Source organism: Streptomyces sp. GL_141 (genome assembly GCF_057834385.1).
The window spans coordinates 1,313,809-1,339,072 of the sequence record NZ_CM174402.1; the positions used below are offsets into that span (position 1 = coordinate 1,313,809).

The following is a 25,264-nucleotide window of genomic DNA, read 5'->3' on the forward strand; positions in this document are numbered from 1 at the left end:
AATCACCGCATGCGGGCCAGCAGCACCGCCACGTCGTCCTGCGGGGCCTCCGGGAGGAGACGTTCCAGGATCGTGTCGCACAGGGCCTCCAGCGGCTCTCCCGCGCCCCTCAGGGCGCCCGCCAGCCCCTCCATGCCCTCGTCCAGGTCCCGGTCCCGGGACTCGATGAGGCCGTCCGTGTAGAGCACCAGCAGGCTGCCCGGCTCGAGCCGGACCTCCTGCGTGCGGAACTCCCGCCCGCCCGTGCCGAGCGGGGTTCCCGGCGGGCCGTCCAGGAAGGTCACGGCCCCGGCGGCCGTGACCACGGCCGGCGGCGGGTGCCCGGCCCGGGCGATGACGCACGCTCCCGTCACCGGGTCGTGGACGGCGTAGACGCACGTGGCCATCTCGTCCTCGCCGAGGTCGGCCACCACGGCGTCCAGCGAACGGAGCATCTGCTCCGGGGTCACCTGATGCCGCGCCAGGGTCCGTACCGCCGTGCGCAGCTGGCCCATGACCGCCGCCGCGTGGATGCCGTGGCCCATCACGTCGCCGATCACCAGGCCGGTCCGGCCGTCCGGCAGCTCGATCACGTCGAACCAGTCCCCGCCGACGTCGTGGTCGCTGGCCGGCAGGTAGCGGCCGGTCAGCTCCAGGCCGGCGACCTCGGGGAGCACGTTGTTGGTGAGGCTGCGCTGGAGCGTCAGGGCCGCCGCGCGCTGGGTGGTGTACATCCGGGCGTTGTCGATGTTCAGGGCCGCCCGGGCCACCACCTCGTCGATCAGCACGCAGTCCTCGTGGTCGAAGACCTCGCGCCCGCGCACCCGGGTCACCACGACCACCCCGAGCACCCTCCCGCGGGCCACCAGCGGGACCATGCGGGCACAGCCGAGGGTGGCCAGGTACGCGCGCAGCGCGGACGCGCGCGGGTCCTTGATCAGGGCCGGGATGTCGGCGGTGAAGAGGTTCATCGCCACGCCTTCGGTGATGACCTGCTCGTAGGCGGTGCCCGCCGGGATCTGGAAGGTCTGCCCGGCGGTCAGTTTGGCGGTGGGTGCTCCCGGGTCCGGGAAGAGGGAGGCCAGGCGGCGCAGCACGCCTCGCGTCGAGGCCCCGGCCTCGTCCGGGTCCAGTACGGCTTCCAGCAGCTGTACGTCGGCCGAGTCCGCGAGCTGCGGTACCAGCACCTCCACGATCTCCTGGGCCGTCTGCCCCAGGTCCAGCGTGGTGCCGATGCGGGTACCGGCCTCGGAGAGCAGGGCGAACCGGCTGCGCGCCCGCTCCGCCTCCGCCTGGGCGCGCTGCCCGTCGGTGATGTCGATGAGGGAGGCGATCAGGCCGAGCCGCCGCCCGGATCCGTCCAGCAGCGGGGCGTAGGAGCAGGACCAGGTCCGGTCGTGGTCGGGGTCGGCGGGGGTGCGGCCGGTGCGGCGGACGTCCACGACGGCGGAGCCGCACTCCAGCACCTTGCGCATGAGCCGTTCGAGCGCGGAGGCGTTGACCCCGGGCACGACCTCGGTGAGCCGTTTGCCGACGTGCTCGGCGGCGGACACCCCGTTCATCCGGGCGAGGGCGTCGTTGACGCGCAGGAAGCGCAGGTCGGGGCCGAGGGTGCCGAGGCCGATCGGCGACTGGGTGAACAGGCTCTGCAGCGCGGCGAGCGAATCGCGCATCCGCAGGACCTCGGAGGTCTCCACGGCGATCAGCATGGAACCGGTGCGCCCCTGCGGATCGGGCGAGGGCAGGATCCACATCTCCATCGGGACCTGGTGCCCGTCGCGGTGGCGCACGGGAAGGGTGCCGACGACCGTCTCCCCGGCCTGGACCCGGCGGGTCAGCTGGTCGGCGAGCGCGTGGTTGGCGTCGGGGACGAGCACGTCGGAGCCCGGCCGGCCGAGGATGTCCTCGGGGCGGTGGCCCAGCAGGTCCTGGGCGGCCAGCGACCACTCGACGACGAGCCCGTCGGCGTCCTCGCGCCACAGGGCGATCGGCAGCAGCTCGCTCAGGACGCCCGCGTACCCGACAGCAGCCACCGGCTGGTCCGGTACCTCGCTCGTCTCCTGGTACGTGTCCAATGCGCCGACCTCACCCCAGGGGGCCCTGTTCCTACCGATTCACCCTAGCCGAGGCTGCACTGACCGGCGCTGCGTCGGGTCGGCCAGGCCCTGCGGGGCGTGTCCCCCACCCACCCGCAGGGTCCGTCCGTTACTCCCAGTCGTCCCAGGGCGGGTCGATGTCCTCGTCCTCCGGGCCGAAGAGCGACTCCTCCGCCCGTGGGGCCGGCGTGGACTGCGCGGGCACGGCGCCAGCGGCGGCCCGTGCGGCCGGAGCCGGGGTGGCCGCGGCGGCCCGGGCGGGTGCCGCCGGGGCGGCTGCGGTCTCCCCCGCGCCCGGCTCGGGCTGCGCGCCGCCCAGGGTCCGCAGGATGCCTTCGGCGTACTTGGCGAGCTTCGCCTCGCCGACACCGCTGATCGTGCCCAGCTCCGCGACCGTCCCGGGCAGCTGGGTCGCGATCTCCCGCAGCGTCGCGTCGTGGAAGACGACGTACGCCGGCACGCCCTGCTCCCGCGCGGTCTCGGCGCGCCACGCGCGGAGGGACTCGAACACCGGCACGGCGGCCGCCGGCAGGTCGACCGGTACCCGGCCGCCCTTCCCGGAGCGCGATCCGCCGGACTCCCTGCGGGAGGAACCGGCGGGCGGCGCCGTCTCCTTGCGCATCGGGACGCTCCGGCGCCCGCCGAGCACCTCGCCGCTGGCCTCGGTCAGCACCAGGGTGCCGTAGTCGCCTTCCACGGCCAGCAGTCCGAGCGCCAGCAGCTGCCGTACGACCCCGCGCCATTCGTTGGTGCCCAGGTCCGCCCCGATGCCGAACACCGAGAGCCCGTCGTGGTCGAACTGGATGACCTTGGCCGTCTTCTTGCCCTGCAGGATGTCGATGATCTGGCCGGCGCCGAACTTCTGCCGGCGCTCCTTGGCCAGCCGCCACACCGTGGACAGCAGCTTCTGTGCCGCGACCGTCCCGTCCCAGGACTCGGCCGGGGTCAGGCAGGTGTCGCAGTTCCCGCAGTCCGGGGCACCGGTCTGTCCGAAGTACGCCAGCAGCCGCACCCGGCGGCAGCCGACCGTCTCGCACAGGGCGAGCATCGCCTCCAGGTGTCCGGCCAGCGCGCGGCGGTGCGCTTCGTCGCCCTCGGAGCCCTCGATCATCTTGCGCTGCTGGACCACGTCCTGGAGCCCGTACGCGAGCCAGGCCGTGGCGGGCTCCCCGTCGCGGCCGGCGCGGCCGGTCTCCTGGTAGTAGCCCTCGACCGATTTGGGCAGGTCCAGGTGGGCCACGAAGCGCACGTCCGGCTTGTCGATGCCCATGCCGAACGCGATCGTGGCCACCACCACGACCCCGTCCTCGCGGAGGAACTTCGACTGGTTCGCCGCGCGCGTCCGGGAGTCCATGCCCGCGTGGTAGGGCACGGCGTCGATGCCCTGCTCGACCAGGGCGGCCGCCGTCTTCTCCACCGAGGCCCGCGAGAGGCAGTAGACGACCCCGGCGTCGCCGGGGTGCTCGGTGCGGATCAGCTCCAGCAGCTGCTTGACCGGGTTGTTCTTCGCCACGATCCGGTACTGGATGTTGGGCCGGTCGAAGCCGGCCACGAAGTGGCGGGCTTCCTCCAGGCCGAGGCGCGCCGCGATCTCGGCGTGCGTGGCCTCGGTGGCCGTCGCGGTGAGCGCGATCCGGGGCACCTTCGGCCAGCGCTCGTGCAGCATGGACAGCGCGAGGTAGTCGGGCCGGAAATCGTGGCCCCACTGGGCGACGCAGTGTGCTTCGTCGATGGCGAAGAGCGAGACCGTGCCCCGGTCGAGCAGCCGCTGCGTCCCTTCGGTGCGCAGCCGCTCGGGTGCCAGGTAGAGCAGGTCGAGCTCGCCGGCGAGGAAGGCCTGCTCGACCGCGCGCCGGTCGTCGGACAGCTGCGTCGAATTGAGGAACCCGGCCCGCACTCCGAGCGCGTTGAGGGCGTCGACCTGGTCCTGCATCAGGGCGATCAGTGGGGAGATCACCACTCCGGTGCCCGCTCTGACCAGCGCCGGGATCTGGTAGCAGAGCGATTTGCCGCCGCCGGTGGGCATCAGCACCAGCGCGTCGCCGCCGCCAGCCACGTGCTCGATGATCTGCTGCTGCTCGCCGCGGAACGAGTCGTACCCGAAGACGCGGTGGAGCACCTGCTGGGCGTCGGGGATCTCGACGGCTGCTTCCGAAGGGGTCATCCCAGAAGCCTAGCGACCTCCTCGGACACATCCGCCCGGATCCCCTCGACCCTGTGGATATCCGGGAGGTACGCCACGGCTCCGCACGCGGCGGCGCGGCCGGGCCCCTCGACGGCCCGACCGGTGACACAGTGGAAGACCTCCCGTATCTCCCGGCCTCCGAGAGGAACACGCGATGTGGCAGCCCGACGGGTGGGACGTGCGCGTCCGCCTCGGCGTCCTCACCCCCCACGCCGATGTCGGCCCCGAGTCGGAGCTGCGCGCCATGGCTCCGGCCGACGTGGGCGTGCACGCCGCGCGGGTGCCGTTCCGCGCGATGGGGCGCGGCGGCGCGATGGACCCCACCATTCCGCTCGCCCCCGTACGGGCCTTCGCCGAGCCGCCGCACGTGGACGATGCCGCCGAGCTGCTGGCGGCCGCCCCGGTGTCGGTGATCGCCTACGCCTTCACCAGCTCCGCCTACGTCATCGGCCCGCGCGGGGAGGGGTACATGCTGGACCGGCTGCGCGAGCGCACCCACGGGCTTCCCGTGGTCGCCACCTGCGCCGCCACCGCCGAGGCGCTGCGGGCGCTGAAGGCCGGCCGGCTCGCCCTCGTGGACCCGCCGTGGTTCGACGAGACGCTGAGCGACCTGGGCCGCGGGTACTACGAGGACGCCGGGTTCGAGGTCCCGTACGCCGCCCCCTGCGGCCTTCCCAGCGGGCAGACCCTCATCGGGCCGCGGGCTCTGCACGACTGGGTGGCCTCGCACGTCCCCGACACCGCGGACGCGGTCGTGATCGGCGGGAACGGCTTCCGCGCCGTCGGGGCGATCGCGGCCCTGGAGGCCACCCTGGGGCGCCCGGTCCTGACCGCGAACCAGACCCTCCTCTGGGCGGCCCTGCGCGCGGCGGCCACCCCGACCACCCCCGTCACGGACTACGGCCGGCTGTTCTCCACGCCCTGAGCGCCGCCCCGAGAGCCCCCGGGATCCTCCGGAACCTCGCCGGCCGCATGCGCGCCGTGCGGCCGGCCGAAATATGATGAGCCCGGGTCTTTCGCGCAGCGGAAGCAGAGGCACATGGACGTATCGCGGAGCGGTCCGTGACCCCGCGCCGGCCCGCCCGGCCCGCCAGCGCGGATCTGCTGAGCATGCTGGGCCGGCTCACCGCCCAGGCGCGGGCGGGAGCGGAGCTGCAGCAGGCCCGGGTGGAGCTGGCCGAGGCCCTGCAGCGCGAGCTGCTGCCCGCCTCCCTGCCCGTACTGCCGGGGCTGAGGACCGCGGCCCGGTACGCGCCCGCCCGGCGCGGCCTGGACATCGGCGGCGACTGGTACGACGGCTTCCGGGTGGCGGGTGGGGCCCTCGCCTTCTCCATCGGCGACGTCCAGGGGCACGATGTGGCGGCCACCGCCTTCATGGGGCAGGTCCGGGTGTGCCTGCGCGCCGTGGCCGCCGTCGTCCTCGATCCCGGCGAGGTGCTGAGCCAGGCCAATGACGTGCTGCTCTCGCTGGACAGCGAGCTGTTCGCGACCTGCAGCCTGCTCCGCTTCGATCCGCGTACGTGGGAGCTCCAGACGGCCCGGGCCGGCCACGTCCCCACCGTCTGGGCCACCGTCGACGGCCGGTACGGCATCGCCGAGGACGCCGGCGGTCCGCCGCTGGGCACGGTCTCCGGGGCCCGGTACCCGGTGACCCGCCGGAGGCTGACGGAGGCGGGCTCCCTCGTCCTGGTCACCGACGGGGTGGTCGAAGGGCCGTCGTTCCCGATCGAGGTGGGGCTGGAGCACGTGGCCCGGATCGCCGGGGACGGGGCGGGGGCCGATCCCGACGAGCTGGCCGCCGAGGTGATGAAGGTGACCGACTTCACCGGCCACGCCGACGACGCCGCGGTGCTCGTCCTCAGCCACGACGCGGCCGCACCACGCTGACCCGTCCCCGTCCCTGTCCGTCCCCGCCCCACGCCCGCAACCGGCCGCCCGTCCTCGCGTGTCACGCCCTGCCGGGGCGCCCGGGCCGTTGTCTGATGCAGTGGTGCGCACCGTGGAATGGCGACGTCCGGCCGAAGCCCTCCTTCGGATCCTCGGGGTCGCCGTCGCCTACTACGCGACCGGTCGGCTCGGCCTGCTGCTGCACGTCGGTGTCGACGGGGCGGTGGTCACACCCCTGTGGCTGCCCACCGGCATCGCCCTCGCCTGCCTGCTGTGGTTCGGGCCCCGGATCTGGCCGGGCATCGCGCTCGGGACCTACCTCGCCATCGAGCGGATCAGTGCGTTCGATCTCGTCGACATCGGCATCATCGCGGGCAACACCCTCGCTCCGCTGTGCGCCTACGCGCTGCTGCGCCGGGTGGACTTCCACCCCGCACTGGACCGGCTGCGGGACGGGCTGGCGCTGGTCTTCCTCGGTGGTCTGGTGCCGATGCTGATCAGCTCCACCACCGGGACCTGGACGCTCGTGCTCACCGGCGACCTGCCGCTGCCGAGCTTCTGGCCGGTGTGGTCGGCCTGGTGGGCCGGCGACACGATGGGCATCCTCCTGGTGACCCCGCTGCTGCTGGTCATGCGCCGGACCCCCCGGCTGCCCCGGGACCCGTCCCGGGCGGCCGAGGCGGCGGCTCTGGCGGTCACGGTCGCCGCCGTCACCCTCACGGCCACCCGCAGCTCCCTGTCCCTGCTCTTCCTCGTCTTTCCCCTGCTGATCTGGGCCGCGGTCCGCTTCCGGCTCCCCGGCAGCGCCCCGTGCGCCCTGCTCGTGTCCGTCATCGCGATCACGGCGGCCACCGACCGCACCGGGCCCTTCGCCGGCCACACCCTCTTCGAGGTCATGGTCAACCTCCAGGCGCTCAACGGGGCGGCCGCCCTGACCGCGCTGCTGCTGGCGGCCCTCGTCACCGAGCAGGACAACGTCCGCCTGAAGATCGAGGAGGTCTGCGAGGACCTGGCCGACGTGGTGGCCCGACTGGCCCCGCCGAAGGACTGACCGAGGACACCCCCTAGGCCGGCAGGACCGCCCGGGGTCCGTCCGCCGGGTCGAGGACCGCCGCGATGCCCCGGGCGAGGCAGGGGATCCGGTGCGCCGGGATTCCCGCGATGTTGATCCGCCCCGAGGTGGTGCCGTAGATGGCGTGCCGGCGGCGCAGCCGGAGCATCTGCTGCGGCGTGAGCGGCAGCATGGAGAACATCCCCTTCTGCCGGGCCAGCGACCGCGCCTGTTCCGCACGGCCCAGCGCGCTCAAGTGGGCTGCCAGGTCGGCCCGGTTGGCCATGATCCGGCCCCGCATGACGTCCAGTTCCGCCCGCCAGGCGGCCCGTAGGACCTCGTCCTCCAGGATCGTGGTCACGACGGCCGCGCCGTGCTCGGGCGGCATCGAGTACAGCGTCCGGGCAGCGTTCTGCAAGGCCGTCTCGGCGTGCCGCACGGCCTGGGCGGAGGCGCCGAGAACGATCGCGCAGCCGACGCGGTCGCTGTAGAGGCCGAAGTTCTTGGAGCAGCTGACCGCGATCAGCATTTCCGGCACGCGCGCCGCCAGCATCCGCGTGGCCAGCAGGTCGGCCTCCAGGCCGTCGCCGAGCCCGTGATAGGCGAGGTCGACGAAGGGCACCCAGCCGCCGCGGACGGCCGACTCGGCCAGGGCCTCCCAGTCGTCGAGGAGCGGGTCCACGCCCGTGGGGTTGTGGCAGCAGCCCTGGAGCAGGACGACGTCGTCCCGCCGGGCGTCCCGCAGTTCCCGCAGCACGCCGGCCGTGTCGAAGCCGCCCTCGGCGTCGCGCCAGCCGTACGGACGGACTTTCAGCCCGGCGGCCTCCAGGATGGGCCGGTGGTTGACGTAGGCCGGATCGCTGACCCACACCGTGGCGCCCGGGCGGGTCCGCCAGATCAGGTCGGCCAGCAGCCGCAGCGCGCCGGAGCCCGCGACGGTCTGGACGGCCGCGGCCCGGTCGGCCGGTCCGCCCGGGCCGGGGCCCAGGACGAGGTCCAGCAGGGAGCGGTTGAAGGCGGCGTTGCCGGAGAGCCCGCGGTACTCCTTGGACTCCGAGCGCTGTGCCAGGCGGATCTCGGCCTCGCGCACGGCGGCCATGACGGGCGTGGTTCCCGTCTCGTCCCGGTAGACGCCGAGGACGAGGTTCAGGCGTTCGGGCCGGTCGTCGGCGCCGAACTCGTAGGTCAGGTCCCACAGCGGGTCGGTGGGCGGCGGCGGGAGGAGCTCAAGCATCTGCGGGAACCTCGGATCGGGGGCGGCGGTTGGCGAGGACGACGCCGGAGGTGATGAGGGGTACGCCGATGAGCACGGCGAGGCTCGGAGACTCACCGAGCAGGGGGACGGCGAGCAGGACGACGGCGACGGGGCTGAGGCTGCCGACGACGGAACTGCGCTCGGCGCCCAGCCTGCGGATGGCGAAGGCGTACAGCAGGCCCGCGCACAGGCCGACTCCGAGGCCCTGCACCACCAGGAACAGCAGGATGTCGCTGCCCGCGGCGTGCGCGATGCCCGTCGGGAGCGCTCCCGTCAGGACCAGGACTCCGATCACCGCGAAGGAGGGCAGGCACAGCAGGCCGATCGATCCGACGGGATCGAGGTCCACCTCGCGCAGTCCCACCGTGTAGAGGGCCCACAGTCCGCTGGCCACCAGGAGCGTGCCGGTCCCGGCGAGTACGTCCGTGTCCACCGGAACGACGTGCCGCCAGACGAGGGCGACCACACCGGACGCGATCAGCGCGAGCCCGGCCGCCTGCGTTCCCCGGGGAACCCCGTGGCCGCGGCGGACCATGATCCCGGAGACGAACAGGGGGACCATCCCGGGGACGATCGACCCGACGAAGGCCGCGGAGGTCAGCGCACCGCCGTGCATCGCCGCCAGGAAGAAGGGCACCCCCGCACCGCAGACGATCTTGAGTGCGACGCCCGGCCGCACCGCGGCGATGCGGCGGCGGCGCCGCCACAAGGCCGGGAGCAGGACGAGGAGGGGGACGCCGAACCGCAGCAGGGCCGCGTCGGCCGGCAGGAGGGAGGAGGTGCTCAGGGCGCGGGCGCTGAGCGCGAAGGCCGCCCAGATCGCCACGGTCAGCAGGAGGGCCAGCATGCCCTCGGCTTGCGGGGAGAGCCCGAAGCGGCCGGGGTGTCCGGCCTTCGGGCCCGCCGCGTCGGGAGGCGCGGTCGCCGGGGTGGTGTTCGTCGCGACCAAGGAAATTGCTCCAGCCTCTGAGAGCGGACCGGTCCGGCCCGTTCGAGGGCAACGCTAGAGCTTCGGGCGGGGCAGTCGATTGCCAGTTCTGCCTCTCAGACATACGTTTGGGGCAGAATCTGCCAAGGAGCGGCCGTGGATGCAGTCGATCTGCAAATCATCAGGGAATTGCAGGCCGACGGGCGCCTGTCCAACCAGGATCTCGCCGACCGCGTCCGGCTCTCCCCGTCGCCCTGTCTGCGCCGGGTTCGGCGCCTGGAGGAAGCGGGCCTCATCCGCGGCTACACCGCCATGGTCGACCAGGTCGCCTTCGGACTCCCGGTCACCGTGTTCGTCCGGATCCGCCTCGAACGGCACACGGCGGAAGCGGTGAGGCTGTTCGAAGAGCACGTCGCGGTCATCGAGCACATCCAGGACTGCTACCTGATGGCGGGAAGCAGCGACTACCTGCTCCGTGTCGTCATCGAAGACCTCGAAGCCTACGAAGCCCTGGTGCGCCACCGGATCCACGCGATCCCCGGTATCGCCTCGATCGAGTCGAGCTTCGCGTACGGCAGCGTCAAGCAGTCCCGGACGTACCCGCGGCCCGCCCCGGGCACGTCGAGGCGGGCACCGGCCTCCTGAGCCGGTCCCGGGACTGCCCGCTCGCCCGGTCACCCGCTCACGGGACTCACCCGCTCACGGGGCCCGGCCGGTCACCCGCCGATCGGGCGGAGGCGGAGGCTGCGGCGAGGTGGCGGGCGACCTGGGCGGGGTGGGTGAGCTGGGGGTAGTGCCCGGCCCCGTCGATCTCGGCCACCGGGTGGCCGACGGCCTCGACCAGCGGATCGGCCGAGCCCACGACGATCCGGACCGGGACGGTCACCCGGTCCAGCAGCGCCCGCGACCGCCGTCGTCCGGAGACGTCGGTACGCACGGCCGCGACCACGCGGTGCGCCACGCCGCGACGGCGCAGGTCCGCCGCGGCGCTCTCCACCTCCGGCCCCTCGGGGACACCGAGCGTCCGGGCCAGCCGGGCCGCGGACATGCGGCGCATCAGCGCCGCGGCCAGGCCCGAGCGGGCGAGCCGGGGAGCGGGTGCCTGCAGGAACGCCGGGGAGATGAGCACGAGTCCGCCGATGCGGTCCGGGTGATCGACGGCGAAGCGCAGCGCGGGTCCGCAGGCCAGGGAGTGTGCGACCAACGTGGGACGGGTCCGCACCGGGCCCAGCAGGTCGGCCAGCCAGGCGTCCACCGGCCGATCCGTGGCGGCCGAGCGGCCCAGGCCCGGCAGGTCGGGGGCCAGGACCGGGCCGGGGAGGTGGGCGGCGAGGGGCGCCCAGAGGTCGGCGTTCATCGGCAGTCCGTGCAGCAGGACGTGGTCGGGGCGGTGCCGCTCTCCGCTCACCCAGGTACGGCCGCCCGCCACGTCGCGGAAGCCGTACGGTCTCAGCCAGGGCGATGCGGCGCCGAACCGGGCGGCCACGAGGTCGTCGGCCCACCCGCGCAGGGCTTCGGCGGCCGGGGGCATCTCCAGGCCGGCGCTCGCCGCGAAGGCGCGGGCGGAGGCCGTCGGGTAGCGGTCGGTGGACAGGAACGCCAGGGTCTCGGGGTCGGCGCCGGTCAGCTTGCGCGGCAGGCGCCGCAGCAGACCGGCGGGAACGGTCCGCCGAGGTGCCCGTACGCCGGTGTGGTCGGCGATCGTACCGATCAGCCCGGGCAGGAGCGGGGTGCTGTCGTCGAGCACCCAGTAGTGCTCCCCCGCGGGCGATGCGGGAACCTCCGCGAGGAACCGTACGAAGTAGTCGATCGTGGTGACCGGCAGGAAGGTGTCGGGGCCGCCGGGCAGGGCGGGAAGCCGGCCGTTCCACAGGTCCTCGACGAGGGAGGCCAGGCCGATGTACTGGCCCGGCCCGATCACGGTGCTCGGGTTCGCGATGGTCAGCGGGACCCCCAACTCGCGGGCCCGGGCGCGCACCGCGAGATCGCCTTCGACCTTCGATGCCTCGTACGCGCCCAGCCCGGCGCAGTCGGGGCGGCCCTCGGACCCGCTCACCCGGTACCCGCTGATGTGCACCAGCCGCCGCAGTCCGGGCAGCCCGGCGGCCCATTCGAGCACGTGGAGCGCCCCGGTGACGTTGGTCGCCCGCGCCTCCCGCTCGCCGAGGCCGAAGGCGAAGCGGCCGGCGGTGTTGTAGACGTCGCGCACCTCGGGCAGCCCTGAGAGCGGCTCCGTGATGTCGGCGGCGACGATGTCCAGCCCGCGGGTGTCGACGCCCTGGGAGGTCAGCCAGGGGGTGAGGGTGTCGTTGCGCACGGCTGCCGCCACCCGCTGCCCCCGGGTGAGCAGTTCGGCGACGAGCGAGCGGCCGATGAAGCCGGTCGCGCCGAAGACGATCGCGTCCATGAGACTCCTTGAATAGATCGGTCTACATATTTTGAGGTCAAAAAGAAGCCCGCCGGTCGCGGCGGGCCGTCTCAGGTCAGCAGGGTGCCGATCTGGCGGGAGACGCTGTCCAGCGGCCCCCTGCTGCGGTGCGCCCGGGCCAGCAGGAGTGCACCCTCCACCAGGGCCAGGATCGTGACGGCGAGGTCGTCGGCGTCCGGACGGCCCACCAGTTGTGCGTGCAGGGCCTCCTGCCACGAGGCGTAGACCTCCGAGCACGCCTCGTGCAGCGGATCGTTGGTGGCGGCCATCTCCAGCGCCACGGTGGCCACCGGACATCCCTTGCGCCAGTCCGACTCCTCCAGCCGGTCGCCCAGGTGCCGCAGCATCCCGTCGACGAACTCCGCCACGGACCCACTGGAGTCGGCCAGCCCCCCGAGGGATTCGCCGATCATTCCGCCGGCCCGCCGGACGGATTCGCCGACCAGCTGGTCCTTGCCGCCGGGGAAGTGGAAGTAGAGGGAGCCGCGGGGCGCGCCACTGGCCGCGATCACTTGGTTGAGCCCGGCGCCGAAGTATCCGCCGGCCTCGATCAGCTCCTGCGTCGCGTCCAGCAGTCGGTCGCGCGTCTCGGCACCCTTCTGTCCCATGGCGCGATACTAGACCGATCTACATATTCTTTCAATCGCCCCTCACGGTCCGGCCGGGCCGGTCAGGCATCCACCGCCGCCGCGAAGGCCGCGTAGGCCCGCTCGTCGAAGAGGACGAACCGCACCTCCTCCACCTCGGTCCGGGCCTCCCGTACGGTCTCCACCGCGATCCGCGCCCCGTCGTCCATCGGCCAGCCGTAGATGCCGGTGGAGATCGCGGGGAAGGCGACGCTACGGGCTCCCAGCCCGTCGGCGACCCGCAGCGACTCCCGGTAGCAGGAGGCCAGCAGCTCGGAGCGGTCCTCGTCGCGGGACCAGACCGGGCCGACCGTGTGGATCACGTGCTCCGCGGGGAGCCGGCCGGCCGTGGTGGCGACCGCCCGGCCCGTCGGGAGGCCCTTGCCGTAGTGGGAGCGGCGCAGGTCCTCGCAGGCGGCCAGGATCTCCGGGCCGCCGCGGCGGTGGATGGCTCCGTCGACCCCTCCGCCGCCGAGGAGCGAGGAGTTCGCGGCGTTGACCACCGCGTCGGCCTCCTCGGCCGTGATGTCACCCAGAACGAGCGTGATGCGCGGCATCGGATTCCCTTCCTTCGCAGGTGGTGCAGGGTATCGACTCCTCGACGCCCGCTTCCATCGAAATCAGCGCGCTGTGGTCTCGGTGGCATCGGCCTTCCGCGCGGGAGGGGTACGCGGCTCCGGCCGGGTCGGGGCACTGGCGGGAGCGGCCCCGGCCGCCGTCGCGGTGGGAAGGATGCGGCTCAGCAGCGGCCCGGTGAGTGCCGTGGTCGTCACCGCCATCACCACCATCAGCGAGTACAGCTTCGCGTCCAGGAGGCCGAGCTCCAGACCCACGCCGAGCACGACCAGTTCGGTGAGTCCGCGCGTGTTCAGCAGGGCGCCGAGCGCAGCCGCGTGGCGGCCGTCCAGCCCTCCGATGCGGGCGCCGACGTACGCGCCGGCGAACTTCCCGGTCACGGCCACGGCCAGGATGGCGGCCAGCTGGCCGAGGTCGGATGCGTTCAGGCCGGAGAGATCGACCTTCAGGCCGGACAGGACGAAGTACACGGGCAGCAGGAGCAGACCGCACAGCGGTTCGACCCGTTGCAGCACCCCGTCGCGGAGCGTGCCGTCGGTTCCCCGCGGCAGTACGGCACCGAACAGGAACGCGCCGAAGATGTAGTGCAGCCCCAGCCATTCGGTGAAGGCGGCCGAAACCAGGAGCCCACCGAGCACGAGGGCGAGGAAGTTCCGGTTGCCGGCCCGGCCGCCCGGCTCGTCCTCCGAGACCCCGCGGGCCGCCCGGCGGAGCAGCGGGCGGACCACGGCGACCATCAGCGCCACGTACGGCAGCAGCAGCGCCAGCCGCCAGTCGAAGCGCTCGCCCGTGGCGATGGCCACCACCACGGCGAGCAGCGTCCAGGCGAGCAGGTCGGTGATGGCGGCGCAGGCCAGGGCGGTGGCGCCGATCCGGGTGTGGGCCAGTTTGCGGTCGGCGATGATCCGCGCCAATACGGGAAACGCCGTCACGGACATCGCGACCGAGAAGAACATCACGAAGCCGACGGACGAGCCTTCGTGATGCGAGGACATCAGCGTCCACGCCAGTGCGGCGCCCATCACCAGCGGCAGCAGGGTCGAGCAGAGGGACGTCCACAGGGTGACTCGTCCCCCGCCCCGCAGGATGCCGAGGTCGAGCTCACTGCCGACGACGAACATGAAGAGCGCGACGCCCACTCCGGCGAGTGCGTTGAGCAGGGGCCGCACCTCGGTGGGGAAGACGACTCCGGAGAGCTGGCTGCCGAACAGGGTGGGCCCCAGCAGTACCCCGGTGAGGATCTCTCCGATCACCGCGGGCTGACCGAATCTGCGCGCCAGTGCCCCCATCGCCCGTGCCAGACCCAGGATCACGGCCAGGCCCAGGAAGAGGTGGACGGCCTGTGACTCGGTCACCGCTGCTCTCCGGGCGCATGCGGCTCATCGCGTCCCACGAACGGAGAGACAGAGCAACTGATCATCACGAAGACTCCTCACAACTTGTCGTGTACGGCACGTCGAAGCACGCACGTCGAAGCACGCACGTCGAAGCTCCGGTGGTTCAGGGCGACTTGGGAAGCTCACCCCGTTCGACCGGAGCCTCGTTGGCTACGTGACGGGCCGGCTCGGCCTCCTCACCGCCCGGCCGGATCGCACTCCTCGCCGCCCGGCCGGTTCGGCCTCAGAGACCCGCGGTACCAGGCTCCGACGCCCGGATGGTTCCCAGGAAGGGATGCCAGACGTGCTTCGGGTCGCTCTCCACCTCATTGATGACCGCCCGCATGGCGGTCAGGGCCCTGGGGTGCTCCTCGTACATGTCGCCCTGGAGGAGCTGTAGTACGTCCAGCCGGAACCTCGGGTGCTGCACGAAGACTCCGAAGAGGAGATTCAGCCGGTAGTAGATCGAGATGAACTCGTACCAGTTCCGCGTTCCGATCTTCTGGAGGCGAGCGTACTCGGCGAACTGTTCGGCGTCGTAGCGGTCGGCCTTGAAGGCCGCGACGATGTCCTCGCACGCCAGCCGGGCCGTGTTCATGGCGATGCCGACACCACTGGAGAAGATGGGGTCGACGAAGCGGGCCGCGTCTCCGACCATGACGAAGCGGTCTCCGCTGACCCGGTCCATCGAATAGCTGTAGTCGCCCTCGGCCTTGAACGGCCGTACCCGCTCACACTTCTTCAGCTCTTCCGCGAGGTCCGGCCGCGAGTTGACGAATTCCCAGAAGAACTCCTCGCGGTCCGCGTTGAGATTCCCGAAATTCTTCTTCTGGGTCACCACCCCGATGCTCGTGATGGTGTCCGTGATCGGTATTTGCCAGACCCAGGTGTCGCCGATCGGAAGGAAATGGACGTGAATGTTGTCGATTTCCTTGGGCGACTTGGCAAGCGCCTTCCGGTCGAGGCCCTCGAACCAGGTGTGGATGGCGTACTGGTTGAAGTGCGGGTCCGGCACCTTCAGCTTCTGCTGCCGGCCGAGAAACGTGCTGCGACCCGACGCGTCGACCACGACGCGCGAAGTGAAGTCCACGGAACGGGGGCCCATGCCGACGGTCACGGTCACCTTGTCCGGGTCGTCGAAATCGACCTTCTGCACGCGGACGTTCTGGAACACCTTCGCGCCCAAGGACTCGGCGTTCTTGAGCAGGATGAGGTCGAACTTCCCGCGGTCGACGTGGTAGGTGAAGATCCGGTCGACCCCCTCCTGCGCGCGCTCGCCGAAGGCGACCTCGGCATGGCCGTCGAAATCCAGGCCGTCGAAATCCAGCGCCAGGGGGGCCGCGTGGACCTTCCGGTACGTGTCCGGGGTCGTCCACGAGGCTCCGTACTTCTTGGGGAAGCCGGCCGCCTCGATCTCCGCCATCGCGCCGGTCTCCAGCAGAACGCGCGTGGTGGCCGGGACCAGCGACTCACCGACGTGCGGCCGGGGAAAGATCTCGCTCTCGAACACCGCCACCGAAAGCCCGGCCTTGGCGAGATACGAAGCGGTGGTGGAGCCGCCCGGGCCGCCCCCCACTACGATCACATCAAAGTCCACGGTCATTCCAACCCCTCTTCGAATGGCTCGACTCAATAACGCCGAATGGGCGTCGATCAACAGTCAATCCATGGAACAGTCGGCAGCGCAAGCTTCTTCATCAAAGGTGGTAGTGCCGCCTATCCGAAGTGCCACTCGCGTTCCGTCGGGGCAGAAGTTACATCGGGAATTCATGTCGCTTTGATCGGCCGGATATACGGATCGAGTCAGGGGATTCATCCCGCGAGGAGAAATCCGGGGCGCACGCCGCCGCCATTGACACGAACACCGTGGGTTCGGGCCCGGAGGCCCGCCGGACCGCTCCCGGCACTGGGCCGGCAGGGGGAAACCGGACCGTGTCGGGCGGCCGGGAGGGGGTTGTGATCACAGCCGTCCCTAGGTTTGCAGCGCGGCCGGGGCATCCGGCCGACGGGTCCCGGGGACCCCCCGGATCCACGGTGCGCACACCCCGCGGGAGCGAAACCCCCATGGCAATCCCCTTGATCAGGACGGCCGCCCGGCTGGGCCTCTGCGTCGTCACGGCCCTCGCCGTCTGTCCGCTGGTGTCGGCATCGGCGTCGGCGAGCGGGTCACCGGACCTCGTGGTCCCCCGGGACCATCCGACGATCCAGGCAGCGGTCGACGCCGCCGCCCCCGGTGACCGGATCACCGTCCGGCCGGGCGTCTACCGCGAGCAGGTGGTGATCGGCAAGAACGTGTCGATCACCGGGTCCGGCGACGGGAAGACGACGATCAAGGCCCCGCAGACGCTGACCCCCGGCGACGACGGCGCCAACTCGATCGTCGAGATCCACAACGGCGCGTCCGTCTCGCTGTCCAAGCTCTCCGTCAGCGGGCCGGGCTCCGGCACCTGCGACAGCGGCGCGCTCGGCGCCGGCATCCGCGTGCTCGGGGGTGCGAGCCTCGACCTCCGGCACGCCGCCGTCACCCACATCACCGACACCCCGGCCGCGGGCTGCTTCCGCAGCGCGAACGCCGTCCTCATCGGCGACCTGCCGACCGGTACGGGTTCGGCGACCATCCGCGACACCAAGATCACCGGCTACCAGGGTGGGGGCGTGATCGTCCTCAACGAGGGGTCCACCGCCACCATCGAGCGCAGCACCGTCACCGGGCACCCGACCCTGTCGACCGACGGCATCGAGTTCGTGGCGGGCGCGGTCGGCCGTGTCGTCAAGAACACCATCAGCGACAACGAGTGCCGGGAACCCGACCCGGGCTGCGGCCCCGACTTCTTCAACGAGTTCCAGCACGCGGGCATCGTCGCCGACGCGCCCGGCACCGTCATGGAGCACAACCGGATCGTCGGCAACCAGGTGGGCATCTACGCCGCCGGTACGGGTCTCACCATCGCCAACAACGACCTCCGGCGGAACTCGTACGTCGGAATCGCCCTCCAGGACGGTTCGTTCACGGTCCGGAAGGACCGGATCACGGGCGGGGTGCACGGTGTCGCGGTCATCGCGTCGGCGGTCGACACGGACGCGGTGCTCGACGGCGTGAAGATCACGCAGACCTCGGGCGCGCCGGTACAGACCTTCGAGTGCTGCGGCTTCACCGCCACGGCGACCGTGAACCCGTAGCGGCTTCCGGCCCGGGCCGCGTCGCGTCCACCCCTGCCCACCCCTCCCCCGCTACGCACCCTTGCCGTCCGCCTCCTCCAGGCGGGCGGCGAGGCGGGTGAGCGCCGGCAGGGCCGCGCGGAGCGCCGCGCGGTCGGCGTCGGGCAGGCCCGTCAGCGCGTGCTCCAGGCGGCGTTCGTGGGCGCGCGTCCAGGCGGCCAGTCGCAGCCGGCCGGCGTCGGTGGCGCTGACGGCGGCGGCGCGCCGGTCCTCGCTGTCCACCTCGCGCGTGACCAGCCCGTTCGTGGCCATGGTGGCGACGAGTCCGCTCACCGTGGACTGCGCGAGGCGCTGACGGGTCGCGAGTTCGCTGACGCGGACCGGGGAGTGTTCGACGCAGACCTGGAGCAGTTCCACCTGGGCCATGGGGAGCTGCTCCCAGGGGTACTCCGCACGGATCGAGGCGCGCAGGGCCCGGCGCAGCCGGGTGACGGCGGCGGTCAGCTCGCGGGCTTCGGGCGAGTCCGCGCCGGGCCGCGCGTCCGGGGCGCCGGGCGTGCCCGGCATGGGTGCCATGCCCACCACGCTACTCGCGCTCCGCCGCGGCGGCCGGGTACGCGGCGGCCGGGGCCGGGACGGCTCCCGGGCCCCTCCCGGAGCCCGGGACGGCCATCGCAACGGCCATGGCGACGGTCGCGGCCAGCAGGATCAGCACCGCGAGGCGTCCGCCGGCGCCGCCCGTGTGCAGGGCCAGGGTGACGAGGGCGACGCCGATCGCGGTACCGAGCCCGCGGGCCATGTTGATCAGGCCGCCGCCGGTGCCGGGAGCGTCCTTCGGCACCGCGCGCATCACCAGGGCGTTGTTGGCGGGGGCGAACAGGCCGAGTCCGAGGCCGAGTACGCCGAGCGCGCAGGCGAGCGGTACGGGTGCGGGGGGCAGGAAGAGCAGGGCGGCCAGGGCGCACCCGGTCAGCGCCGCTCCGTACAGGCAGCGCGCCCGGTCGGTGACGGCGGCGGGCAGCGCCCGGTCACCGCCCACCGCGCCGAGCGCGAACCCGGGGGGCAGCGCGGTGAGGGCCGTTCCGGCGACGAGCACACCGTGCCCGGACCCGAGGAGGAGTACGGGGACCAGCACCAGGGGGCCGAACAGGACGAGGTAGCCGCACAGCGCCGCCGCGAGCCCGCCCCGGATCCCGGGGGTCTTCAGCAGCGCGGGGCCGATCAGGGGTGCGGGGGCCCGCCGCTCCTGCCGGACGAGGGCGGCGGTGGCCCCGAGGGCCACCGCGCAGGCGGCCGGACCGGTCCAGGGCGGCACGTGCAGCCCCGACAGGGAACTGAGGGCGACCAGCAGGGCGGCGGTGGCGGTGGCGAGCCACAGGACTCCGGCCCGGTCGAAGCGGCGTACGGGGGCCCGGTCGCGGGTGCGCGGGAGCAGGTAGTGCCCGGCGGCCAGGGCGATCAGCCCGACGGGCACGTTGATCCAGTACGTCCAGCGCCAGCCGAGCCCGGCCACGAGGGCGGCCCCCACGGTGGGGCCGAGCGCCAGCCCGACGGCCTGGGCGGCGGCCTGGACGCCGAGCGCGGTCCGCAGCCGTGCGGCGGGCGTGCTGGTCTTCACCAGGGCGACGCTGTTGGCCTGGAGCATGGCCGCGCCCACCGCCTGCACCACCCGGAATCCGATGAGGGCGATGAGGGTCGGGGCGAGGCCGCAGGCCGCGGAAGCTGCGGTGAAGAGCGCGAAGCCGTAGAGGTAGGAGAGTTTGCGGCCGTGGGCGTCGGAGAGCCGGCCCACGGGCACCAACAGGGCCACGAGGGTGAGCAGATAGGCCAGCGAGACCCATTCGACGCCCGCGAGGGGAACCCCGAACTCGGCCCGTACCCCGGGATAGGTCATCGTCACGATGCTGGCGTCGAACTGGCCCATGAAGGCGCCGAAGCACACGGTGGCCACAGCCAGCCGCCAGGCGCCGGTGCGCGAGCGCACCCAGGCGGGCCGGGGCCGTTCCCGTACGAGAAGGGCGGGGGCGAAGGGGAGGGACATGAGGGCTCCTTTCGTGCCGGCCGTGCCGGATCCCCCACACACGAAGATTACATCGGGCACCGATGCATCTACCGCCGAAGAAAAGGCGGAAAGACCCGCCCGGCGGGGGCCATAAGGCCGGGACGCCGCTTCCACCACGACCGGACCGGTAATTCGCGGCGGAATTCTTTACGGATTTTCCCGGCATTTTTGGCTCCCTATACTTAACGCCGTCTTATTCGTTTTCCGTTCACCGTGGAGGCCGATCCGGCGCCGTGGCCCTGCTCTTCGACTTCACCAACGGGTTCCACGACACGGCGAACGCCGTGGCCACCGCCATCGCCATCGCCACCGGCGCCCTGCGCCCCAAGATCGCCGTGGCCATGTCCGCGGTGTGCAACCTCGCCGGTGCGTTCGTTTCGGTGGCGGTCGCCAAGACGATCTCCGGGGGCATCATCGACGAACACGCCGGAATGCGTCCGCCGGTCATCCTCGCCGCCCTGACGGGGGCCGTCCTGTGGAATCCGGCGACCTGGCTGCTCGGAATTCCCAGCAGTTCCTCGCACGCCCTCGTGGGCGGGCTGATCGGCGCCACCGTCGCCTCGGTGGGCCTCCAGGGGGTCAACGGGACGGCCGTGGTCGGCAAGATCCTCATCCCCGCCGCGCTGTCTCCGCTGATCGGCGGGCTCGTGGCGCCGCGGTGCGCGCGCCGGGCAGGTGCTCGCGGCCGCCCTGGTGTCCCTGGCGCACGGCACCGGCGACGGGCAGAAGACCATGGGCGTGATCACGCTGACGCTGGTCACCACGGGCTCCCTGCCCGCGGGGTCCGCTCCCCCGCTGTGGGTCATCGTGACCGCGGGGCTCACCATGGCCCTGGGTACCTACACGGGCGGCTGGCGGATCATCCGCACGCTCGGCACGGGCCTGACCCGGCTCGGCCCGCGGCAGGGCTGCGTGGCCCAGACGAGCGCGGCGGCCGTCCTGCTGGCCTCCTCGCACCTGGGCTTCGCGGTGTCGACCACGCACGCCGTCACCGGCAGCGTCGCCGGGGCCGGGCTCGCCACCCCCGGCGGGGTCCTGAGCCGGACGACCGTGCGGGCCATGCTCGTCTCCTGGGTCCTCACGCTGCCCGCGGCGGGGCTCGTCGCCGCCCTGGCCGTCCTGCTCACGGAGCAGGGCGCCTGGGGCCAGGACACCACGGCCGCCCTGCTGTTGTGCGCGACGCTCGCCTTCTGGGCCCGGTCCCGCCGTACGGCGGTCACCGCGCGGAGCGTCGCGCCGGAGCCGGCCGCCGCCACGGCCGGTTCCCCTGCCACCACGACTGCGGCCGCCTGAGCCCCGGTCCGCATCTCCTCACGTAAGGTCCCCGAGGTGAAGGAAACGGACGGCACGGTGGCGGCGGAGGGCCTGCGGTCCCGGATGACCGCCGGCTTCGGCGACGGAAGCATGGTCGTGCGCGCGGCGATCTCGGCGGGACTCGCCTGGTGGATCGCCTCCGTGCTGCTGCACTCCGACTCGGCCTCGCTGGCCCCCGTCGGCGCCATCCTGGCCACGCAGACCACGCCCTTCGCCACCGCACGCAAGAGCCTGCAGCGGGCGGCCGGCATCCTCTTCGGCTTCCTGCTCGGTGTGGCGGCCACCGCGTCGATCGGCACGAACACGGTGAGCGTCGTCCTCGTGGTGCTGGTCGGCATGTACGCGGGACGCGTGATGAACCTCGGTTCGCAGATGCACCAGATCGCGCTCACCGCCGTGCTCGTGATGGGCGCCGCCACCAGCTTCGGGTACGGGGCCGCCCGGCTGGAGGACAACGTCGTCGGCGTGCTCGTCGGCACGTGCGTCGGCCTCGCGCTGCCCGCCCCCGGTTTCACCCGCCGCGCCGGTGAGGAACTGGCCCGCCTGAACCGGCAGATGGCCGCGCTGCTCACCGAGATCGCCCACGGCCTGGCCGAGGACGGCTGGGCCGCGCGCACCGGGGACTGGGTCCGGCGGGCCCGCTCCCTGTCCAGGGAGCTCGACGCGGTGCGCCGGGCCGTCCGCGAGGCCGAGGACGCGATCCGCTGGAGCCCGCGCGGCCGGTTCGCGCGGCCCCGCCTGGACCGGCTCGCCGAAGCCACCCAGTGCCTCGACCACGTCGGGAACCAGGTCCGGGGGATCACCCGCGGCCTGTACGACCTGACCTTCCGCGAAGGCCGCCCGCCCGCCCTGCACTGGGCGCAGCACGAGGAACCCCTGCTGCCCCTGCGGGCCGACGCCCCGGCCGGGCTGGACGGGGTACTGGCCGCGCTCGCCGCGATGCTGGGCGGCCTGGCCGGCGTCCACGTACGGGAGGACGCCCCGCCGCCCGAGGCACGGGCCCGCCTGGCGGCCCTCCTCGGCGAGGCCGAGACCGGCTTCCTGCGAACCGCACTGGTGCAGTCCCCCGCCTACGCGGACTGGCGGGTCCTGTGCACCGCCGGGATCCTGGAGGACGCCCGGAAGATGCTCCACGAACTGGACCCCTCCCTCGGCCCCCACAAGGCCGCTTTCGGGTAAAGGCTGTCCCGTAACTTGAGGAAGCGGTCAGAAACTTTCGGCAGGGCAGGTCAGGTCAGGTTGGTCGGCCGGCCTGTGCGGTGTGGACCTGTCGATGTGTTTCGTCCCAGCGGCGCGGTATGAGTTGAAGCGTCGTCTGTACTGGTCAGCGGGGCTTTAGGTGTCCCATGGTGTCCCGCCGGAATGGGATGTGCGGCGGGCGCGGGGTGTGCTGGTCTCCCACCGCGAGGGACTGCAGAGAAACGGTCTGCCGGCCCGCGTCACCCTCACCACTCCGGGAGCCCCGAATGTCCACTACCGCTGTTGTCGTCACCGTCCTGACCGCCCTGTGGGTGGGATTCTCCGGCGTGTCGCTGCTGAGGCGCGCCGCGTTCGTCGTCGAGCCCCTGGTGGTCTACGGGGTGCCGCGTTCGTGGTGGACCGCCCTCGCGGTCCTCAAGCTCCTCGGCGCGATGGGTTTGCTGGTGGGGTTGGGGGTGCCCGTACTCGGTGGGGCCGCGGCGGCGGGCCTCATCCTCTACTTCCTCGGCGCGATCGTCACGGTCCTGCGGGCACGCTCGTACAAGACCGTCGCGTTCCCCGTCCTGTACCTGGCACCCGTCGTAGCCACAGCCACCCTGGCCTTCGCCTGAATGCCGTTCCTCAACGCGTCCCACCCGTCCGCGGACGGGTGGGGCCGTCTTCAGGACGGCTTCAGGCCGGCTTCAGGACGCCTTCGCGCGCAGGTGGCGCCAGACGGCCTTGGCCGCGTTGTGGCCCGACATGCCGTGTACTCCGGGGCCGGGCGGGGTGGCCGAGGAGCACAGGAACACCGCCGGGTGGGGCGTGTTGTACGGGGACAGGGTGAGCTTGGGACGCAGCAGGAGCTGGAGCCCGGAGGCCGCTCCGCAGGCGATGTCGCCGCCGACGTAGTTCGGGTTGCGGGCGGCGAACTGCGGCGGGCCCGCCGTGGCTCGGGCGAGCACCAGATCGCGGAACCCGGGGGCGAAGCGCTCCAGTTGACGCTCGACGGCTTCGGTGAGGTCGCCGTCCCAGCCCGCCGGAACGTGCCCGTACACCCAGAAGGTGTGCTTGCCCTCGGGCGCCCGGCCGGGGTCGACCAGGCTGGGCTGTGCGGCGATGAGGAACGGGGTGCGCGGGACCCGCCCGCCGGAGGCCAGTTGCAGGGCGGCGTCGATGTCGCGGGTGCGCGGACCGATCTGTACGGTGCCGGCCCGGCGCGGCTCCTCGGCGGTCCAGGGGACGGGGCCGTCCAGGGCGTAGTCCAGCTTGAACACGGAGGCGCCGTAGCGGTAGCCGTCGTAGACCCGGCCCAGGCCCGCGATGCGGGCCAGCGCGGTCGGGGAGGTGTCGAAGACGTACGCCCGGGCCGGCGGCAGGTCGTCGAGCCGCTTGACCTCGAACCCGGTGTGGACGGTGCCGCCGAGGTCGCGCAGGTACCCGGCGAGGGCGTCGGAGATCGACTGTGACCCGCCGCGCGGCATCGGCCAGCCGTTCGCGTGGGCGGCGAGGGCGAAGACCAGGCCGACGGCGCTGGTCCCGATCCCGCCGAGCGGGGCGATGACGTGCGCGACGAGCCCGGCGAACAGGGCGCGGGCACGGTCGTCGCGGAAGCGGCTCAGCAGCCAGGTGGAGGGCGGCAGCCCGGCCAGCCCGAAGCGGGCGAGGGTGAGCGGGTCACGGGGCAGTGCGGTGTCCGGCAGCGACATGAAGTCCCGGGCCAGGGTGTCCCACTTGCCGAGGAACGGATCCACCAGCCGCCGGTACGTGCCCGCGTCGCGGGGCCCGAAGGACGCGGCCGTCTCCGCGACGGAGCGGGAGAGCACGGCGGCCGTGCCGTCGTCGAAGGGGTGCGCCATGGGCAGCGGGGCGTGCAGCCACTCCAGCCCGTACTGCTTGAGGGGCATCGTGGAGAAGACCGGGGAGCCGGCGCCGAGCGGGTGCACCGCCGAGCAGGGGTCGTGCCGGAAGCCGGGGAGGGTGAGCTCCTCGGTCCGGGCCCCGCCGCCGACGGTGTCCGCGGCTTCGAAGACGGCCACCGAGAAGCCGCGCCGGGCCAGTTCCACGGCGGCCGTCAGCCCGTTGGGCCCGGCCCCCACCACGACCGCATCGAGGATCGACGGCACTTGCGACTCCTTCGTCCGGCGGCGCCACCGCCCCCAGGGTATTGCGCCTGTCCATAGGCGGATCCGCGATCCGCGCCGACTCCGTTCGCTCTGGGATGAGCGGCAGGCCGGCCGTGCGCCCGGCAGTGCGTACGGCAGCGGTGCCGGACGCGGGCCCGGCCGCCGTCCTACTCGCCCCGCAGCAGCTCCCGGATCCGTACGGCCGTGGCCTCGTCCCGGCCGACCGCGAACGGCAGCGCGTTGTCCCGGTCCACCCGGAAGGGGACCCCGTCGACGGTGCTCTGGGAGCCGCCCGCCTCGGCGACCAGCAGCAGCCCGGCCGCATGGTCCCAGGCCGAGGGCCAGTTGAAGGCCAGGCCGTCCATCTCTCCCCGGGCCACCTTCAGATACTCCAGGCCCGCCGAACCGCAGGGCCGGGAGGCCACTCCGGGCACGTCGAGGCGCGCCAGGACGCGCCGCTCGGCCTCCGTGGTGTACAGCGGGTGAGCGGTCGCGACCCGCAGTTCGGCGCCGGGATCCGGTGAACCGCTCAGGATCCGCTCGCCGTTGACGTACGCGCCCTGTCCGCGCACGGCGGTGGACATCTCCTCCAGCGCCGGGGCGAAGGTCCAGGAGGCGAGGAGCTCCCCACGGTGCGCGAGCGCGACCAGGGTGCAGAACTCCGGCTCGCCGTGCACGAACTGGCGGGTCCCGTCGACGGGGTCCACGATCCACACCGGGGCGTCGGCGCGCAGCGCCCCGTAGACCGCGGGATCGGCGTGCACCGCTTCCTCGCCGACCACGGCCGAGCCGGGCAGCAGCCGGGTCAGGGCCGCCGTGAGGTATTCCTCCGCCTTGCGGTCGGCGTCGGTCACCAGGTCGTGCGGGCCGCTCTTCTGGTCCACCTCGTGGTCCGCGAGCTGCCGGAACCTCGGCATGATCTCGATCGCCGCCGCCTTGCGCACGGCTTCGTCGACGTCGGACAGGTTCCGGGCGAGGAATTCATCGATCATGCCTCCAGCAAAGCACGCCCGGCTGACAAACCCCACCGCCGGACC

At 72.7% G+C, this 25,264-nt stretch carries 20 protein-coding genes and 1 pseudogene; 8 read left to right on the forward strand and 13 right to left on the reverse strand.

Features of this window, described 5'->3' with window-relative positions:
• Window positions 1-2: 2 nt before the first annotated feature.
• Both AC3IX6_RS05735 and recQ read right to left on the reverse strand, forming a co-directional pair.
• A complete protein-coding gene (locus AC3IX6_RS05735) occupies window positions 3-2,054 on the reverse strand; it encodes a SpoIIE family protein phosphatase (RefSeq protein ID WP_489369152.1) in 2,052 nt (683 codons plus the stop codon).
• Between the two features lie 130 nt (window positions 2,055-2,184).
• Window positions 2,185-4,239, reverse strand: a complete 2,055-nt coding sequence (recQ, locus tag AC3IX6_RS05740; protein ID WP_489369153.1) for a DNA helicase RecQ — start codon at window positions 4,237-4,239, stop codon at window positions 2,185-2,187.
• Window positions 4,240-4,414: 175 nt separating this feature from the next.
• Between recQ and AC3IX6_RS05745 the strand changes: the two genes are divergently transcribed.
• The 3 genes from AC3IX6_RS05745 (at window position 4,415) to AC3IX6_RS05755 (ending at window position 7,198) form a co-directional block, all read left to right on the forward strand.
• Window positions 4,415-5,185, forward strand: coding sequence for a maleate cis-trans isomerase family protein (locus AC3IX6_RS05745; RefSeq protein ID WP_489369154.1), 771 nt, complete (start codon window positions 4,415-4,417; stop codon window positions 5,183-5,185).
• Window positions 5,186-5,322: 137 nt separating this feature from the next.
• Entirely contained in the window at window positions 5,323-6,147 is an 825-nt protein-coding gene (locus tag AC3IX6_RS05750; RefSeq protein ID WP_489369155.1) for a PP2C family protein-serine/threonine phosphatase, read from the forward strand.
• A 100-nt stretch (window positions 6,148-6,247) separates the two neighbouring features.
• Window positions 6,248-7,198 carry an MASE1 domain-containing protein gene (locus AC3IX6_RS05755; protein ID WP_489369156.1) on the forward strand — a complete coding sequence of 317 codons (951 nt, stop codon included), beginning with the start codon at window positions 6,248-6,250 and terminating at the stop codon, window positions 7,196-7,198.
• A gap of 13 nt (window positions 7,199-7,211) precedes the next feature.
• On the opposite strand, the gene AC3IX6_RS05760 is transcribed toward AC3IX6_RS05755, so the two are convergent.
• Entirely contained in the window at window positions 7,212-8,432 is a 1,221-nt protein-coding gene (locus AC3IX6_RS05760) for an amino acid aminotransferase (protein WP_489369157.1), read from the reverse strand.
• On the reverse strand, window positions 8,425-9,402 hold the full coding sequence (locus AC3IX6_RS05765) for a DMT family transporter (protein ID WP_489369158.1): 978 nt from the start codon (window positions 9,400-9,402) through the stop codon (window positions 8,425-8,427). Before AC3IX6_RS05765 ends, AC3IX6_RS05760 begins: the two co-directional genes overlap by 8 nt.
• Window positions 9,403-9,537: 135 nt before the next feature.
• Here AC3IX6_RS05765 and AC3IX6_RS05770 point away from each other — a divergent pair, with 135 nt between their 5' ends.
• Window positions 9,538-10,026 carry an Lrp/AsnC family transcriptional regulator gene (locus tag AC3IX6_RS05770; RefSeq protein ID WP_489369159.1) on the forward strand — a complete coding sequence of 163 codons (489 nt, stop codon included), beginning with the start codon at window positions 9,538-9,540 and terminating at the stop codon, window positions 10,024-10,026.
• Between the two features lie 46 nt (window positions 10,027-10,072).
• Here AC3IX6_RS05770 and AC3IX6_RS05775 read toward each other — a convergent pair whose 3' ends face one another.
• The 5 genes from AC3IX6_RS05775 to AC3IX6_RS05795 all read right to left on the reverse strand — a co-directional run bounded on the left by AC3IX6_RS05775 (window position 10,073) and on the right by AC3IX6_RS05795 (window position 16,044).
• Window positions 10,073-11,788 (reverse strand): alpha/beta fold hydrolase, encoded by a 1,716-nt coding sequence (locus tag AC3IX6_RS05775; protein ID WP_489369160.1) that lies wholly within the window; start codon window positions 11,786-11,788, stop codon window positions 10,073-10,075.
• 71 nt (window positions 11,789-11,859) lie between these two features.
• Complete coding sequence (locus AC3IX6_RS05780; protein ID WP_489369161.1) at window positions 11,860-12,417, reverse strand: TetR/AcrR family transcriptional regulator; 558 nt, start codon at window positions 12,415-12,417, stop codon at window positions 11,860-11,862.
• A gap of 62 nt (window positions 12,418-12,479) precedes the next feature.
• Entirely contained in the window at window positions 12,480-12,992 is a 513-nt protein-coding gene (locus AC3IX6_RS05785) for an O-acetyl-ADP-ribose deacetylase (protein ID WP_489369162.1), read from the reverse strand.
• Window positions 12,993-13,055: 63 nt separating this feature from the next.
• Window positions 13,056-14,366: a cation:proton antiporter gene (locus tag AC3IX6_RS05790; protein WP_489369163.1), complete on the reverse strand. Its 1,311-nt coding sequence runs from the start codon at window positions 14,364-14,366 to the stop codon at window positions 13,056-13,058.
• 265 nt (window positions 14,367-14,631) lie between these two features.
• Complete coding sequence (locus AC3IX6_RS05795; protein ID WP_489369164.1) at window positions 14,632-16,044, reverse strand: NAD(P)/FAD-dependent oxidoreductase; 1,413 nt, start codon at window positions 16,042-16,044, stop codon at window positions 14,632-14,634.
• Between the two features lie 407 nt (window positions 16,045-16,451).
• Between AC3IX6_RS05795 and AC3IX6_RS05800 the strand changes: the two genes are divergently transcribed.
• Complete coding sequence (locus AC3IX6_RS05800) at window positions 16,452-17,567, forward strand: right-handed parallel beta-helix repeat-containing protein (RefSeq protein ID WP_489369165.1); 1,116 nt, start codon at window positions 16,452-16,454, stop codon at window positions 17,565-17,567.
• Between the two features lie 51 nt (window positions 17,568-17,618).
• Here AC3IX6_RS05800 and AC3IX6_RS05805 read toward each other — a convergent pair whose 3' ends face one another.
• Both AC3IX6_RS05805 and AC3IX6_RS05810 read right to left on the reverse strand, forming a co-directional pair.
• Window positions 17,619-18,122 carry a MarR family winged helix-turn-helix transcriptional regulator gene (locus tag AC3IX6_RS05805; RefSeq protein ID WP_489369166.1) on the reverse strand — a complete coding sequence of 168 codons (504 nt, stop codon included), beginning with the start codon at window positions 18,120-18,122 and terminating at the stop codon, window positions 17,619-17,621.
• Window positions 18,123-18,132: 10 nt separating this feature from the next.
• Complete coding sequence (locus AC3IX6_RS05810; RefSeq protein ID WP_489369167.1) at window positions 18,133-19,587, reverse strand: MFS transporter; 1,455 nt, start codon at window positions 19,585-19,587, stop codon at window positions 18,133-18,135.
• A 254-nt stretch (window positions 19,588-19,841) separates the two neighbouring features.
• On the opposite strand from AC3IX6_RS05810, the pseudogene AC3IX6_RS05815 reads away from it, so the two are divergent.
• From AC3IX6_RS05815 to AC3IX6_RS05825, 3 genes and pseudogenes are all read left to right on the forward strand, one after another.
• Window positions 19,842-20,901: pseudogene (locus AC3IX6_RS05815) on the forward strand (inorganic phosphate transporter).
• A 36-nt stretch (window positions 20,902-20,937) separates the two neighbouring features.
• Window positions 20,938-22,101: an FUSC family protein gene (locus AC3IX6_RS05820; protein WP_489369168.1), complete on the forward strand. Its 1,164-nt coding sequence runs from the start codon at window positions 20,938-20,940 to the stop codon at window positions 22,099-22,101.
• 287 nt (window positions 22,102-22,388) lie between these two features.
• Window positions 22,389-22,733, forward strand: coding sequence for a DoxX family protein (locus AC3IX6_RS05825; RefSeq protein ID WP_327308983.1), 345 nt, complete (start codon window positions 22,389-22,391; stop codon window positions 22,731-22,733).
• 72 nt (window positions 22,734-22,805) lie between these two features.
• Here AC3IX6_RS05825 and AC3IX6_RS05830 read toward each other — a convergent pair whose 3' ends face one another.
• Window positions 22,806-24,227 carry a phytoene desaturase family protein gene (locus AC3IX6_RS05830; RefSeq protein ID WP_489369169.1) on the reverse strand — a complete coding sequence of 474 codons (1,422 nt, stop codon included), beginning with the start codon at window positions 24,225-24,227 and terminating at the stop codon, window positions 22,806-22,808.
• A 167-nt stretch (window positions 24,228-24,394) separates the two neighbouring features.
• Window positions 24,395-25,219, reverse strand: coding sequence for an inositol monophosphatase family protein (locus AC3IX6_RS05835; RefSeq protein ID WP_489369170.1), 825 nt, complete (start codon window positions 25,217-25,219; stop codon window positions 24,395-24,397).
• Between the last annotated feature and the right edge of the window lie 45 nt (window positions 25,220-25,264).